13 protein-coding genes are annotated in these 14,979 nt (G+C 60.0%); 5 read left to right on the top strand and 8 right to left on the bottom strand.

Features of this window, described 5'->3' with window-relative positions; all coding sequences use genetic code 11:
* The first annotated feature begins 5 nt into the window (after positions 1 to 5).
* The 4 genes from L1F31_RS18555 to L1F31_RS18570 all read left to right on the top strand — a co-directional run bounded on the left by L1F31_RS18555 (position 6) and on the right by L1F31_RS18570 (position 5,496).
* Positions 6 to 2,678, top strand: coding sequence for a protein kinase family protein (locus tag L1F31_RS18555; RefSeq protein WP_265418689.1), 2,673 nt, complete (start codon positions 6 to 8; stop codon positions 2,676 to 2,678).
* Positions 2,679 to 2,842: 164 nt separating this feature from the next.
* Entirely contained in the window at positions 2,843 to 3,817 is a 975-nt protein-coding gene (gene trxB / locus L1F31_RS18560) for a thioredoxin-disulfide reductase (RefSeq protein WP_265418690.1), read from the top strand.
* Positions 3,818 to 3,924: 107 nt separating this feature from the next.
* Positions 3,925 to 4,242: a thioredoxin gene (trxA, locus tag L1F31_RS18565; RefSeq protein ID WP_265418691.1), complete on the top strand. Its 318-nt coding sequence runs from the start codon at positions 3,925 to 3,927 to the stop codon at positions 4,240 to 4,242.
* Between the two features lie 165 nt (positions 4,243 to 4,407).
* Positions 4,408 to 5,496, top strand: coding sequence for an N-acetylmuramoyl-L-alanine amidase (locus L1F31_RS18570; RefSeq protein WP_265418692.1), 1,089 nt, complete (start codon positions 4,408 to 4,410; stop codon positions 5,494 to 5,496).
* A gap of 2,944 nt (positions 5,497 to 8,440) precedes the next feature.
* Here L1F31_RS18570 and L1F31_RS18575 read toward each other — a convergent pair.
* Positions 8,441 to 9,526, bottom strand: coding sequence for a ParB/RepB/Spo0J family partition protein (locus L1F31_RS18575; RefSeq protein WP_265418693.1), 1,086 nt, complete (start codon positions 9,524 to 9,526; stop codon positions 8,441 to 8,443).
* 22 nt (positions 9,527 to 9,548) lie between these two features.
* Here L1F31_RS18575 and L1F31_RS18580 point away from each other — a divergent pair, with 22 nt between their 5' ends.
* Positions 9,549 to 10,532: a hypothetical protein gene (locus L1F31_RS18580; protein ID WP_265418694.1), complete on the top strand. Its 984-nt coding sequence runs from the start codon at positions 9,549 to 9,551 to the stop codon at positions 10,530 to 10,532.
* On the opposite strand, the gene L1F31_RS18585 is transcribed toward L1F31_RS18580, so the two are convergent.
* From L1F31_RS18585 to rpmH, 7 genes are all read right to left on the bottom strand, one after another.
* Complete coding sequence (locus L1F31_RS18585; RefSeq protein ID WP_265418695.1) at positions 10,449 to 11,345, bottom strand: ParA family protein; 897 nt, start codon at positions 11,343 to 11,345, stop codon at positions 10,449 to 10,451. The two genes, L1F31_RS18580 and L1F31_RS18585, sit on opposite strands and share 84 nt — an antisense overlap.
* 67 nt (positions 11,346 to 11,412) lie before the next feature.
* Positions 11,413 to 12,075, bottom strand: a complete 663-nt coding sequence (gene rsmG, locus L1F31_RS18590; RefSeq protein WP_265418696.1) for a 16S rRNA (guanine(527)-N(7))-methyltransferase RsmG — start codon at positions 12,073 to 12,075, stop codon at positions 11,413 to 11,415.
* The gene (locus L1F31_RS18595) at positions 12,068 to 12,625 is read right to left on the bottom strand and encodes a Jag family protein (protein ID WP_265418697.1); all 558 of its coding nucleotides are present in this window, start codon (positions 12,623 to 12,625) and stop codon (positions 12,068 to 12,070) included. Before L1F31_RS18595 ends, rsmG begins: the two co-directional genes overlap by 8 nt.
* 10 nt (positions 12,626 to 12,635) lie before the next feature.
* The gene (gene yidC, locus L1F31_RS18600; protein WP_265418698.1) at positions 12,636 to 13,589 is read right to left on the bottom strand and encodes a membrane protein insertase YidC; all 954 of its coding nucleotides are present in this window, start codon (positions 13,587 to 13,589) and stop codon (positions 12,636 to 12,638) included.
* A 135-nt stretch (positions 13,590 to 13,724) separates the two neighbouring features.
* Positions 13,725 to 14,162: a membrane protein insertion efficiency factor YidD gene (gene yidD, locus L1F31_RS19015; RefSeq protein ID WP_346732472.1), complete on the bottom strand. Its 438-nt coding sequence runs from the start codon at positions 14,160 to 14,162 to the stop codon at positions 13,725 to 13,727.
* Positions 14,065 to 14,430, bottom strand: a complete 366-nt coding sequence (gene rnpA / locus L1F31_RS18610) for a ribonuclease P protein component (RefSeq protein ID WP_265418699.1) — start codon at positions 14,428 to 14,430, stop codon at positions 14,065 to 14,067. The genes yidD and rnpA overlap by 98 nt, the downstream gene beginning before the upstream one ends.
* Before the next feature lie 2 nt (positions 14,431 to 14,432).
* Positions 14,433 to 14,570, bottom strand: coding sequence for a 50S ribosomal protein L34 (gene rpmH / locus L1F31_RS18615; protein ID WP_135537704.1), 138 nt, complete (start codon positions 14,568 to 14,570; stop codon positions 14,433 to 14,435).
* Positions 14,571 to 14,979 lie beyond the last annotated feature (409 nt).

A 14,979-nucleotide genomic window follows, 5' to 3' on the forward strand; every position in this document is an offset into this window, starting at 1 on the left:
CGGAGGTGGTCGCCCTGATCGATATCGAACCCGGCATGGTGGTGGCCGGCCGTTACGTCGTATCGACTGTCGACCGCCGATGGCTGCCAGAGAAGCCCGAGATCGGTGCCGTCTGCACGGGACTCGATGCCATCCTCGATGAGCCCGTGCTCATCCTCGTCGCCGATGCGGGCGGAGCCAGCGATGTCGTCGAAGCTGCCCGCCGCGTGTCGATCCTCGATGATCCGCGCATCGCGCCGACGCTTGATGTCGGCCATTCGAACGGCCTCGACTACATCGTCATCAAACGCATTGCGGTGACGCCGTTCAGTCAGATCCTGCCGCGTTCGCCGCTGCCCGTCGACGCCGCATGCGCGCTCATCGGCGAGGTCGGCACCGCCCTGGTGACCTCGGCGAGGCGGGGACTGTTCCACATGTTCCTGCGCCCGAGCCTCGTGGGACTGACCTCGAAGGGCGCAGTGGTCATCGCCGGCATCGGCATCGATGCGGCCTTGGCGCTGGACACCGGGGTCATCGACCCGAAGGACTATACGCCCACGAAGGCCTCGCGCCGGGACGCGTTGTCTCTCGTCCGGCTCTTCTATGCGGCCCTGACCGGCTATTGGCCCGGCGACGAAGCCTATGACGGCCTGCCTCCCGCGGAGAAGGAGAACGCGCGCATCGCGCGGGTCAAGGCGCTCAACCCGGATGTTCCGGACAAGCTCGACGATTTCGTCAGCGGAATCATCACGGGAACCGATCCCGGCCCTGGTTCGGTCGCCGAGGTCCTCGGCTACATCGACACTTGGGATCCCGAGCTGCTGCGCTACGTCAGCCGTGCGCCCGTAGCCGAGAACGAGTCTCTGTTCGACAGCTCGCCCCGCAGCTTCGACGAGGCCACGAGCCTGCCTGCACCCCGTGCGAAGACCATCGGCCCTGGCCCTGGCGCCGCGGACGGCGCCAGTCAGGATCAGGTGCAGGCCGCCCTCGTGCGCATCGGCATCACCCGTCCGGGCACCCGGGGCCTGGCCGCAGGCGTCGTCGGGCACACCACAGGACGCTACGCGGATCGGATGCAGATGAGAGAGGCCTCGAGCTTCCCCATCGCCAAGGAGGAGCTCGATCACGCCGCCCAGGAATGGGAAGAGTGGGAGCCGGAGCAGACCTATTCCGAGTATTCGGAGTACGCCGCACACGAATACGACGAGAATCTCACGACTCCGATCATGAACCGCGAGGACGATTCCGACCCGGATACTCAGGCGCTCGAGATCGTTGCCGAAGACGACAGCGACGAGAACGACACTCGCGTGATCATGGACAACGACGAGGACGAGGACGACGGGTCCTGGTTCCTCGGCGGGATGTTCGAGACAAATGAACAGCAGCGCGAGCACCAGCGCCGCGAGTATGAGCGTGAGCGTCGCATCGCGCAGGCGAAGGAGGACGAGGCACGCAGACGTCTCGCTGCCTTCGAAGCGAGCTCGACCGCGCGCCAGCAGGAGGCCAACGCCGCGGCGCCGCCGAAGGAGATGCGCCGGCTGTCCCCGGATTCCGTCGACGACCCCAGCACCGAGGCGGCCCCACCGACCGCTGCTGCGTCAACTGGTGATTCGTCGGCCGGGGGTTCGTCGGCCAGTGGTTCGGGGGCCAGTGGTTCGGGGGCCGAGAAATCGTCAAACCCTGCCGCTGTCTCGTCGGCCGAGAGTTCGTCGTCCGACAATTCGTCGTCTGCGGCTGCTTCGACCGTTCGACCGTCCGAACGCAAAGCAGCAGGACGGCCTCGTCGTCAGCACAGCGATTCGACCGCCGCCGCAGCAGCGACGTCAGCGAAGACTGCGTCGATGAACCAGGCATCCTCGTCCGGGTCGCCTTCGGGTTCCGGGCCGGCGTCAGCCGATTCCGCGTCGTCGAAGCCGTCCTCGTCCAAGCGGACCGCAACCGGAGCCGCTGCTGCGGGAACAGGGGCGGCTGGTGCAGGTGCAGCTGGGGTTGGCAGTGCGGCCGGTGCAGGTGGAGCTGGAACCGGGGCGTCCGGAGGCGGGGCAGGGGCGTCCGGAGGCAGTCGTGGCTCCGAACCGGAAGATCGCGATCTCGCCGCCACCCGGAAGCCCTTCCTGTGGTTGGTGCTCGGACTCGCCGTGGTCGCAGCCATCATCATCGGAATCGTCGTCGTCAACTTCAATTCCGGCAATGACGAATCGGCGCCGGTCGCTGAGACCTCGGCGCCGAGCGACGATTCGACGAAGAAGGAAGAAAAGGAGACCCCCAAGGCTGATCCTCCGAAGATCGAGACTGTCGAATCGCTCGACCCCGAAGGCGACGGGTCGGAACACGACAGCGAGACCGAGAACGTGATCCCGAAAACCGAGGGCTCGTGGAACACCGACCGCTACAACTCGGCGAGCTTCGGCAACCTCAAATCAGGAGTCGGCCTGCTCATCGAGTTCGAGGACGAATCGACGGTCAGTCAGGTCAAGGTCAAGTCGGGCAATTCCGGAGGTAAGTTCGAGATCCGCGATGGAGACGATCCGGAGGACGCGAAGGTCATCGGTGAAGGTGTCTTCGATGCCGACGAAGGAGTGACCGTGAAGTTCGATGAGGAGGTCACGACCGACAAGCTGATTCTCTGGGTCACAGAACTGCCGCAGACAGACGGCGGTTTCAAGGCCACAATCAGCTCCGTTCAGTTCTCCTGAAAGACGAGGCTCTTTTCCACTCCTGCCGTTCTATGCAGTCAGGCTGCTGGGGGAAGCGGGTGCGGAATAGACCTCGGCATCGTACCGTTATAGGAACCAGAGTCATTCCGCGCGGCACCCCGTGACGCGTCGGGCACAGCAAACAGAAGCAGGGATCTTTTCACATGACTGATACTCAACTCGTGATCATCGGGTCGGGCCCGGCCGGCTACACCGCCGCCGTCTATGCGGCGCGGGCCAACCTCTCACCGGTCGTCATCGCCGGTTCGGTGACGGCTGGCGGCGAGCTCATGAACACCACCGATGTGGAGAACTTCCCTGGTTTCCCCGCCGGTGTACAGGGACCCGAGCTCATGGAGAGCATGCGCGAGCAGGCCGAGAAGTTCGGCGCCGAGGTCATCTACGACGATGTCGAGACTCTCAAGCTCAACCCGGGGGCTCACGAGATCGAGACCGCTCTGGGTGCTCGATACACAGCGAAGGCAGTGATCCTGGCGACCGGCTCGGCCTACCGCGAACTCGGCCTGCCCAATGAGAAGCAGCTGTCGGGACACGGTGTCAGCTGGTGTGCCACCTGCGACGGGTTCTTCTTCCGCGATCAGCACATCGCCGTCATCGGCGGTGGCGACTCCGCTCTGGAGGAGGCGACGTTCCTCACTCGCTTCGCGTCGAAGGTCACTCTGGTCCACCGTCGTCAGGAGCTGCGTGCTTCTCAGGCCATGCAGGATCGCGCACAGGCAGACGAAAAGCTCGAGTTCCTCTTCGACAGTGAAGTGGCAGAGGTCCATGGCGAAGATTCGCTCACAGGGCTGACGATCCGCAACACAGTCACAGGGGAGACTTCGGAGCTGCCGGTCACCGGCATGTTCGTGGCAATCGGCTCCGACCCGCGGACCAGCCTGTTCTCCGACCAGCTCGAGATGCGTCCCGATGGATACCTCAAGGTGGAAGGCCGTGCATCGAAGACGTCGGTCGAAGGTGTCTTCGCTGCAGGCGATGTCATCGACTCCGTCTATCGTCAGGCCATCACCGCCGCCGGCTCAGGGTGTGCGGCAGCACTCGATGCAGAACACTACCTCGCTGATATCGAGGCCGCCGAAAAGCCGGTCGCTGTTGAAGCTGCCGTCGCTGCTTCCTGATCAGCCCTGCCCCAGGCGCAGTACGACACCGCGCCCACCCTGGCGGGAATGAAACCGCACGCACCACTGTTCTTGATTAGTGAAACCCGCAGCGAAGGAAGGTCACCATGGCGACAGAAGTCACTGATGCAACATTCGAAGAGACCGTACTGAAGTCCGACAAGCCCGTGCTCGTCGACTTCTGGGCACCGTGGTGCGGACCCTGCCGCATGGTCAGCCCCATCGTCGATCAGATCGCCGAAGAGAACGCTGAGAAGCTCAACGTGGTCAAGGTCAACACCGACGAGAACCTCGAGACTGCGAGCACCTATGGGATCACCTCGATCCCAGCGCTCTATGTCTTCAAGGACGGCGAGGTCGCCAAGACGATCATCGGCGCTCGTCCGAAGCCTGCTCTCGAGGATGAGCTCTCCGAGTTCATCTGATCGAGTTCTGAGGCGCCTGTTGTACTATCAACAGGCGCCTTAGACGTATCTGCGCACTGAAACTGTCCAACCGACAAATCTGATCGACCGACCGCTACACCGAAGATTGGCCACGCATTGATGAACACTGACCAACCGCGCTACGAGCGTGGCGATATTTCTGAGATGCTGCCGAATATCAAGGCTCAGATGGCGCGATTGGGGCTCGACATCGGCGATTCCGAATCCGCCGACTTCGATCGTCCCTTCGAACTGGCAGTGCGTCAGTTCCAACAGGACCGCGGAATCCTCTGCGACGGTGTGCTCGGCCCTGAGACGTTTTCAGAGCTCGAGCACGCGAGATATCAGCTGGGCGACCGTGTGCTCCGTTTTGACCCCGTCAGGGTCCTCACAGGTGACGATGTATTGGTCTTGCAGACACGCCTCGCCGGCCTGGGGTTCTATCCGGGCAGAGTAGACGCCGAATATGCCGCACGCACCGAGGCAGCAGTGAAGGAGCTGCAGATGAGCCTCGGAACCAAAGTAGACGGCGTGACGGGACCACAGACTCTGCGCGGACTCAACGCGATCAACCGCAATCAGGACACGGGAAACCTCTTCGCTCTTCAGGAACGCGCACGGGTCGCGGCATCAGGCACATCCCTCGTCGGACGCACATTCGTCATCGAAGCAGCAACTACAGTTGTAGATTTTCAGACACTGCCCATGACCGAAGAGCAGACAGCCCTCGAGCGCCAGATCACCTATGATATCGCAAGCCGCCTTGTCGGGAGGCTAGAGGCCATCGGTGCCGGAGCGATTCTGCTCGAAGGTGACGCAGTGGAGATCAACCGCGCTGACTCGCTCGGAGCGTCTGCCGTCATCACAGTCACCGCAGACGTGAGCAAATCCAAAGAAGCGAAAGGCATTGCCAGCTTCTACTTCGGTCATGAAAGACAGAACGACCTCAATTCGCCGACCGGACAGAAGCTCGCCGAGCTCATTCAAGGCGAGGTCATCGCTCGCACCGGCATGCTTGACTGCCGCACTCATGCAAGGACGTGGGCGTCGCTCAAACGACTGCGCACTCCTAAGGTGCATGTCGTCACCGGCTATCTCACAAATGACGAGGATCTCCAGAATCTGCAGGATCCATATGTACGAGACGCGATCGCAGATGGCGTTGCGGCTGGCCTGCAGCGCTTGTACATACGGGAGGACAACGATCCTCAGACCGGCACACTCAGTCTCGAAGCGATCAAAGCACTCAGCTGACCTGCCTCAGAGGTCACGGGGACTCGGACGCCCTCTCCTTCAAACATCTTCTCGATAGCAGCTGCGCAGCCCAAGGCGCATAGTGCCATAGTGCATCACCAAGCGACCTTGGGACCTGTCGTGCGGATAAGCCTACTGGCGGAATGCGGCTCCAAGACACCAATTCTCTCAACAAGAATCCGCAGTGATCGCAAAGCAACACTAAGATACCGTCGGCAAGATCGTGGCTTCCGCGAAGTAGCATCATCTAACAGCCGTTCGATGGGACTAGATGTTTCACGTGAAACCTACCCAAGCCCGAACACGCCTTACGTGAACTGCGCTGTTTCACGTGAAACAAGATTCCAGCAATATCTACTGTAGACAGCTCTATTCATCTGTTAGCCACCGAAGCTCCCATAAGGGCAGACGTGGCTGTGACCATCAAGAACCGACAATCTCTCGTCGAAGTATCAATGCTGCCGCAGACCCGATCCGTCGGCTCGCAGATCGCGCAACGCCGCGCCCAAGACGCAATTTCCATCGGCCCGCGGCAGGTGAAAGGCTCAATGCACGGCACGGAAATGGTCACTGATGTTGTCACTAGGTTGATAACACTTCACCTGAAGCCCAGGCCCGATCGTCCGAGTAGTATCCACCAGGTCAATCGATCACTACGGGCCCGGGCCATCTGCCGTAAGAATGGGAAAGATACAGAGCCTGTGTTTCACGTGAAACACGGTACCTCCGAGGAGGATCACCAGGCGCGATGGAATCGTCGGCGACCCTGTAGCTGCGGTCTCGGGAATCTGATAACTGATAGTTGGGCAGGTCGACTCAAGATCTGACTACAAACGGCCAACTATGTCGACTGAGTCACTGGCGTCCAAGCCTCAATGCGTACGAGCAAGAAGGACGCCTATTATGTCTACTACCCAAAGTTCAGGCGTCAGCCCCAAACCAACGGTGCGCAAAGACCGTGACTATAAGGGCAATTCAGGATTTCACACGACGGGGTAGGGGTAATGGGAACAGGCTCACTCCGAGCATTCCTCACCCTCGCACCAAATACAGGCAGGCGAACTCTTGAGGCAATACGACCCCACGTTTCTCGTGAAACATGGCGGTGAAACACCACCCCCCTGATTGGAATAGTGGCGAACCCAATCCGATGAAAGAGGGACACCGCGCAGAGCAGGAACCAACGGAAACCAAGTATGCTGCATACAGAACCACTACCCATCACAACAGATCCCCGACACACGCACCCGTCCTATGCGAATTCCGCGCCCGGTCAGCCTTCATAAATGCATCATCAACTGATGAGGCAGCAGCAGTCACCTTCGGATACTCGTCAGGGGTAACGGGGCGGAACAGGGGCTGGCGAGGAGCCGGGACAACAACCGCCACCGAGTCGACGACCAGGATTCAATTCCTCGTTTCACGTGAAACAAGCATGAAACCGACTGCCGGGTGCGCCGACTATGACTTATACATCCCTGCCTCAGCGTGACGCTGCCTTCTCTATTGCTATCGTCAACGGGAGAGTCATCTGACCAGACCGCAGATGGACCTTGGCGATGGGAGGCAGGGATCAAGGGAATCTGCGGATCGCGACCCGTTTCACGTGAAACACGCTCCCGACTTAGTAATAATGGCAGTCCTAGGTACAGGTTCCTTAGGGAGAAGAAAAACTTACGCAGTACATATTCTTACTCAGGATCGATCTCGCAGTGCTATGAAGGGTTCGTGATGGTCTTGGCACTACCCATTCCCTGCTTGATAAGCCCGGGAACCTACGAAAGAGTCCGCGCGAAGCGACCCCGTTTCACGTGAAACAGAGATTTGCTAGAGTAAAAGCCTTCACAAACACCCCGCCGTGGACGACGAAGCACGACGCTATTCGACCGCTCTTACACGTTGGTTCTTACAAGTTGATAGCTCGACATCAACCTGAGGCCCCGCGAGTACTGTCTACCGATCCGACGATTCGCGTCTCAACGCGCAGGCGTTCACCCTGGCCACAGACTAGCTCTCAGTAAACCATGCCCGTAACGTCGGACAGAATGCCACGATTCCCTCGGCTCTTAGTCACGGTTGGAGCCAGCTTGAAGTGGTGCCATGTGAATTTGGTGTCCCACGACGAAGAGTCCCAATGACCGAGAACAAGCTCCTTAATCATCTACCTATAACAACACGTTAGGCATTCGACTACGTCATAGAAGTGATGTTTCATGTGAAACCGCACAGCCGTCTAGGCGAGTGCAGCGGTACGAGAATCGGACTGACCTACCTATTACGATCTCGCTCAGCTAACCGAAGACTTCCACGGCTTAACGCGACGCTTACAATTGGCACCGGTTAGACTAGCTCAGCAGGTGACAGGACAACATTGCATTGAGCACTCCTTAGTGTCATCGACCTTGCGGCAGCGCAGCAAGGTCGCAATAGCGAACTCACAACTTCATCGTTTCACGTGAAACACTGTTTAATGGTGCGGTGCCAACCCCGCAGCCTCATTTCGGTCGGCTTCCGGCAAAGTTGGATGACGCCACAGATCGGTTGCCAAGACATACCCAATAGGCAAGGTTTCCCACTCGTCTTCCATCCACATCCGAAAGATGGGCCACGTTGACGACGATGCTGAAAGGCCGTCTTCGCCATACGGGGAGAAGGAGAATCCACAGATAGTGGCGTATACAGCGCATTCCACAGATTCAGCCAGTTTATGCACGGATGCAATCCGGAACTGCTTCGACTCGAGGCTGATAGTACCCAGGTGCATCCCTTACCGGATAGTCCTCAGCACATAGCAAGTCCTGAAAGCATGCCCTGACAACACGGACCACTTGTCCTAGTACTAGTAGGAGGTCCATTTTCGTCGAAAGTACGGAGTACCGCGGTGAAAGAGAAGGACCCGACGGGATATTTCCGTCGGGTCCTCTGCTGCCGGTGCAGCGTATAGTCAGCCTGCATCCTCCTGGGAGATGCCGAGGAGGCCCAGAATCCGATCCAGATCTTCCTGGTTAGCGAACTCTACGCTGAGTTTGCCCTTTCGCTTTCCAACCGAGATGTTGACCTTCGTGTCCAATCGATCGCCCAATCGTTCAGCGACAGCCAGGAATTCAGGTGCAACCTTTGTCGTTGCACGTGAAACATTGATCGAATCTCCGCGATTCAGCAACACGACGGCCTCCTCCGAGGCACGTACCGAGAGACCCTCCGCGACGATACGCTGCGCCAGAACTTCCATATGTTCAGGATCCCGCAGACCCAGAATCGCACGAGCATGGCCGGCCGAGATCACGCCGGCGGCGACCCGACGCTGCACGAGGGGCGGAAGGCGAAGCAGCCGAAGAGTGTTCGAAATCTGCGGCCGCGAACGCCCGATCCGCTCGGAAAGCTCCTCCTGTGTGCATCCGAAGTCTTCGAGCAGCTGACCGTAGGCAGCCGCCTCTTCGAGCGGATTCAGCTCAGCGCGGTGGAGATTCTCAAGGAGGGCATCGCGCAGCAGGTCGGTATCTTCGACATACCTGATAATGGCAGGAATCGTCGAGAGTCCCGCGTCCTTCGTCGCGCGAAGACGGCGCTCACCCATGATCAGTTCAAAGCGAGACCGATCGCTGGGCTTCTGGCGGACGACTACCGGCTGGAGGACACCGATCTCGCGAATGCTGTGGACAAGCTCTGCCAGAAGATCTTCATCGAAGACCGTACGCGGCTGCCGTGGGTTCGCATCGATGAGGTCGACATCGATCTCCCCGAACTCTGTATCCGGAATCGACTCGACACCGTCATACGATCCCTCGTCTTCGTCTGCTTCGGAGGTGTCCTCTTCCGAAGGAGCCGAGTCCTCTCCAGAGGTTGCGGAGTCCGAGTCCACCGATCCTCGGTCGGCGTTCTGACTCCCATCGCCAGAGTTAACTATGTCTGTAGTTTCAGTCGAGGGGACATCGGTGACGACGGACCCTGTCTCGGTCGCCTCAACATCTTCGTCATCACCACTGTCATACCCTGATGACGTGTAGACACCGGGATGGGTTTCACGCACGTCTGAGTGGCTGTCTGAGCCAGTGGCAGTCGACTCAACGGCCTCGGCCACGTTCGTGTCCGATATCCGGGCCTGGACGGGCGATTCACCGTTTTCCACCGCATTGCCGGTATCAGCGGAAGATGCCGCGCTCTTCGTCGACGGCGCATCTGACTCGTGCACGGTTGCCGCAGACGTCGTCTTTGGTGCAGGTACAGTCGCCTCAGACGTCTCGGTCGTTTTCGACGCATTGCTGGACTCAGCGGTACCGGCTTTCGCAGTACTGGCCTTGGCGGTAGTGGATTTCACGGTACCGGGCTTGGCCGGCGTCGACTTCGCGTTGCTCTTCGATTCTGTACCGGTGGTCTTCGCAGAGGAAGCCGATTTTGCCGCGGTCGACTTTGCAGGGGTCGACTTTGCAGAGGATGCCTCAGAGGAAGAAGCGGATGCCGATTTGCTCGAGCCCGTTGTGGTCCCAGCAGACCGGGTGCCGCCGGATGATTTCGAAGTCCTGCTTGAGGTCACCGTCTTTCCGGCAGCTGTCTTCCCTGTTCCCTGCTTCGACGCCGCAGATGCCGTTCCAGTGGTCTTCTTGGCTGTACTCCGAGAAGTCGACGACTTCGCTGTCGATGTCTTCGCGGAGCCTGCACTCGTCGACTTCGTCGAACCTTCGGACTTTAACGTTGTGCCGCTCTTCGTCCCGGTCTCGGCCTTCGTCGAGCCTCCGGCCTTCGTCGCTGTCGCTGCCTTCGGCTTGCGACGTCGTGAGGACTGCATGGAAGCGGCCGGGTCGGTACGGGCTGTGCGCGAGGTCTTTGCTTCGCCCTCCCGCGCTGCTTCCTCGGCGTTTCCGCCCGAGAAGAAGACGTCAACGGGGCGGTCGCTGGAGTTCGCGTCGGGGATCAGTGCACCAAGCCCGCGTCCCAGGCCCCTCTTCTTGCGTTCAGCCACCACTTACTCCTCGATTCGCGATTTCTTCAGCGGCTTCTCTGTACGAGAGTGCACCGCTCGAATGTGGGTCATATGAGATCACGGTCTGTCCGTAGCTCGGAGCCTCCGAGATCCGCACTGAACGCGGGATGGCCGTGCCGAGGACCTGTTCCGGGAAGTGGGTGCGCACGTCGTCGGCGACCTGTGCACTGAGGTTCGTCCGTCCGTCATACATCGTCAGCAGAATCGTTGAAATCGACAGCTCAGGGTTCAGGTGCTTCTGGATGAGCTGGATATTCTTCAGCAATTGGCTCAATCCCTCGAGTGCGTAGTACTCGCACTGAATCGGAATGAGGACCTCGCGCGCGGCGACAAAGGCATTGACAGTGAGCAGTCCGAGGCTCGGCGGGCAGTCGATGATGACGTAGTCGACGCGTTCGCCTGAGGCTTCCTCTTCCTTCAGGTAGATGCCGAGGGCTCGCTGCAGCCGCTGTTCGCGAGCGACGAGAGACACCAGCTCGATCTCGGCACCCGCCAGATCGATAGTGGCGGGAACGCACTTGAGCGTGTCGAAGTCCGGACACTGAGCCACGGCTTCACGCATCGACACGTCATCGATGAGCACGTCATAGATGCTGGTGACCTCGGAATAGTGGTCGATGCCCAGAGCCGTGCTCGCATTGCCCTGCGGATCGATGTCGATGAGCAGCACGTTGAGACCCTGGTTGGCCAGGGCCGCAGCGATGTTCACCGCCGTCGTGGTCTTTCCGACGCCACCCTTCTGGTTCGCGATTGTGAAGACGCGGGTATCGTCCGGTCGTGGAAAGGTTGTCTGCGACAGTCGATCCGCACGACGGTTGTCCCGTGCAATCGCGGCACCAATGGGAGACGACTCATCCATGATCGGCATACGGCGCACTCCATCATCCATCGGTTTCACAAGGCTCTGATCCAGCCTAGACCAACTCTACTTCGTACTATTTCTTCACGATCTCGACGACACGACTCGGGACCTCGAGGATGCCTCCGCCATCGACGACGTGGATCATCGGCTGTGAGAGTCGATACCGCTTGATCAGCTTCTTCGCCTTGGCCAGCTCGCCTTCGACAGAAGCTCCCTTGAGAGCCAGGATACGGCCGCCGGGACTGATGACCTCACGCGTCCATTCGATGAGAGTCGTCATCGCCTTGACCGCTCGTGCGGTGACGACGGTGAACATCTCTTCGTCGACGAGCTCCTCGACCCGAGCCCGCACGATGCGCACGTTCTCCAGCCCCAGATCGTCGATCACCATGCTCAGCCATTCGACACGACGTTCCATCGGTTCGATGAGGACGATCTTCGCCTCCGGGCGCATCAGCGCGATCGGGATACCGGGCAGGCCGGCTCCGCTGCCGACATCGCCGACGACATCGTTCTCGCGAACGAATTCGGCGACGACGGCACAGTTGAGGATGTGCCTGGTCCACAGGCGGTCGACCTCGCGTGGTCCGATGAGGCCCCACTCGATCCCGGTGGTCGCCAGATGCTCTGCGTAGCGCTGGGCAGCGGGAAACGCCGTTCCGAAGTATTCCTCGGTGCCGGCTGGAGGTGTTTCGATCTCTGGCAGTCCGCTTTCGATCTCGGTCAGATCAGTCATCGGCGAGCCGGATGACGACATGGCGGCCGTCGCCTTCACCCTCGGATTCCGAGACCAGGCCCGCGCGTGCCGCCTGGTCGTGGATGATCTTGCGTTCGAAGCTGTTCATCGGCTTGAAGGCGTATTCCTCGCCGCCGTCCTTGACCTCGTCGATCGCACGCTTCGCCTTCTTGATGAGTTCCTCACGGCGGCTGTTGCGGAAACCGTCGATGTCGAGCATCAGCCAGGAGCGCTGTCCGGTCTGCGTCTGCACAGCCAGTCGGCTGAGCTCCTGCAGTGCTCCGAGGGTTCGCCCATCTCTGCCGACGAGCGTCTTCAGGTTCGAGTCCTCGTCGTCTTCGCAGACGATGGACAGCTGGGCGCGACCATCAGCGACATCGATGTCGATGTCGCCGTCGATGTCGGCAACGTCGAGCAGCTCTTCGAGGTAGTCCGCAGCGATCTCGCCCTCTTCCTCGAGGAGTTCGGCACGGGTCGGTTTCGTCGAGGTCTCCTCAGCGGTCTGCTCGGAGGTCTGCTCGGAGGTCTCGTCGATCTTCTCTTCGGTCATGTTCGTGTCCTCAGCGCTTCTTGTTCTTCTTGCGGTTCTTGCTCACGGGCTGCTGCCGTTGGCCGCTCTTCTTCGGGGCTTCTTCGACAGCGGTCTGGCTCTTGATCTCTTCCTGCTTCACAGTCTTGCCCTTGCGAGCTTTGCGCTCAAGCATCTCCTTTTCGGCCTTCGAGCCGGGAGCGGGCATATTGCGGATGACCATGTGCTGCTGGGCCATCGTCCAGGTGTTCGAGACCAGCCAGTAGATGAGGACGCCGAGCGGGAAGTAGATGCCGCCGATGCCGAACACGAGAGGCATGACGTAGAGCAGCATCTTCTGCGACTGCATCATCGGATTCGCCATTGCCGATTCCGACATGTTCTTCGCCATCATCTGCTTCTGCGTGATGAACATGGTGGCGGCCATGACGACGATGAGCACACCGGTGAGGAGCTTGACGGCGAATCCATCATCGGTGAAGACCGCCGACAGGTGGATTCCGAAGATCGAGGAGTTCTCCGCCTGGATCGCCAGCTGCTGAGTGAAGCCGCCGATCGCGCCGACAGAGCCATCGGCGACCTTCGGCATGTTGTGGATGACGCGGAAGAGGGAGAAGAAGATCGGCATCTGCACGAGCAGCGGCAGGCAGGAGGCCCACGGGCTCGTCTTATTGTCGCGGAACAGTGCCATCTGCTCTTCGGCCATGGCCTGGCGCGAGTACTGATCCTTCTTGCCTTTGTACTTCGCCTGCAGGCGCTGAATCTCCGGCTGCAGCAGCTGCATCTTGCGCTGCGACTTGATCTGGTAGACGAAGAGAGGGATGAGGAGAGCACGGATGACCACGGTCAGTCCGGCGATCGAGAGCACCCAGGTCCAACCGCTGTCGGCCGGGAGACCGATCGCGGTAAAGATCTCATGGAAGATCGCGAGGATCCAAGCAACTACCCACTGCAGCGGGTAGAGCAGCTTGTCCATCCAGTCCATTCGGTTCTCCTCGTTGCAACTATTCTTGAGCGAAGTTCATTTTGCCATTGTTCACAGGTCTGCGCGACACGATGTGAGTGCCTCGGGGCAGTCAGCCCATCCGCTCACACGCGGGGACTGCCCGGTCTGATTTCCTCAGCTGGGAGCTCTGCCGTCATGGATGGTCTTCGACCTGGCTTCTCGCGCCGATCCCGGCACGTGGTCGACTCCACCGTGGGACCACGGATTGCATCGCAGTATGCGCCACCCAGTTAACACCATGCCCTTGAGAACTCCGTGTATCTCGAAGGCCTCGAGTCCGTACATGGAACAGCTGGGATAATAACGACACACTTGTCCATAGAGAGGTGAGATGACGATCCGATAGGCCCGAATGAACCAGACGAAGGGCATCCGCGGCCCGACTCGCAGGATCCACCCCGCCGTCGGCCAGAATCCGGCCGGCCGACGCGGCACCTCGGAGACATGTTTCAGATCATGCTCGGCGTCCACGGTGTTCCAGCTTCTTGTGGGCTTTGGCCAGCAGCGCCTCGACCTCGGTCGCGAGGACCGCGAACTCCGCATCTGCCGCATGCGGCAGCGCTCGGAGAACGAACAGCTCTCCTGCACCGAGTTCGCCCAGACGCGGACGGATGATCTCGCGCAGCCGCCGCTTCGTGCGATTGCGCACCACGGCGTTGCCGACGGCCTTGGATACGATGAAACCCACGCGAGCAGCGTGGGTATCATCGGTGTCTCTCAGGCAGTGCGCCATGAGGTGCTCGGAACGCACCCGGACCCCGGCTTTGAAGACTCGTCTGAAATCCTCGCCGCTGCGGATCCGATGCGCCGCGTCAAGCACGCTCAGGCCGAAAGTTCGGAACGTCCCTTGCGACGACGTGCGGCCAGGATCGAACGGCCTGCACGGGTGCGCATACGCAGACGGAAGCCGTGCTTCTTGGCGCGCTTGCGGTTGTTGGGCTGGAATGTACGCTTGCTCACTTCAGTCTCCGATTCTAGGTTGCGGGTGAACGCCGGTGCGTTCTCACAAAAAACGGCGGTGAGAGTCTCGACCGCCGAGCACTCCTGTGCATAAGAGCCAAAAGATGATCAGGATAATCGGATGAAGCCCGGTACACAGGACACTCCATCTTAGCGAGGCCGCGCACCGACGGTCAAACGGCTCCGCCATGTTTCACGTCACGCTCGGACGAAATTCATCACAGTTCACATCCGCGTCGCCCAGGGCCGTCCACAAGTCACACCCATGTAGTTTTCCACAAGCTTATCCACCCGTGTGGAGATTCACTGGCCTGAGTCGGCATGAGTCCACAATCTGTGGAAAACTATGTGGAAGTCATGCACAGGTGTGGATCACGCCGAGAACGAATTTTTTGAAAGTTGAGGAAGA

This window comes from Brevibacterium spongiae (genome assembly GCF_026168515.1).
Lineage (GTDB): Bacteria > Actinomycetota > Actinomycetes > Actinomycetales > Brevibacteriaceae > Brevibacterium > Brevibacterium spongiae.

Bases quoted from the DNA above. Each gene is read 5' to 3' on its own strand.
- trxB (WP_265418690.1), top strand. From the start codon at position 2,843: ATGACTGATACTCAACTCGTGATCATCGGGTCGGGCCCGGCCGGCTAC.
- trxA (WP_265418691.1), top strand. From the start codon at position 3,925: ATGGCGACAGAAGTCACTGATGCAACATTCGAAGAGACCGTACTGAAG.
- L1F31_RS18570 (WP_265418692.1), top strand. From the start codon at position 4,408: ATGCTGCCGAATATCAAGGCTCAGATGGCGCGATTGGGGCTCGACATC.
- L1F31_RS18585 (WP_265418695.1), bottom strand. From the start codon at position 11,345: ATGCCGATCATGGATGAGTCGTCTCCCATTGGTGCCGCGATTGCACGG.
- rsmG (WP_265418696.1), bottom strand. From the start codon at position 12,075: ATGACTGATCTGACCGAGATCGAAAGCGGACTGCCAGAGATCGAAACA.
- L1F31_RS18595 (WP_265418697.1), bottom strand. From the start codon at position 12,625: ATGACCGAAGAGAAGATCGACGAGACCTCCGAGCAGACCTCCGAGCAG.
- yidC (WP_265418698.1), bottom strand. From the start codon at position 13,589: ATGGACTGGATGGACAAGCTGCTCTACCCGCTGCAGTGGGTAGTTGCT.
- yidD (WP_346732472.1), bottom strand. From the start codon at position 14,162: ATGCGGCAGATGCGGAGTTCGCGGTCCTCGCGACCGAGGTCGAGGCGC.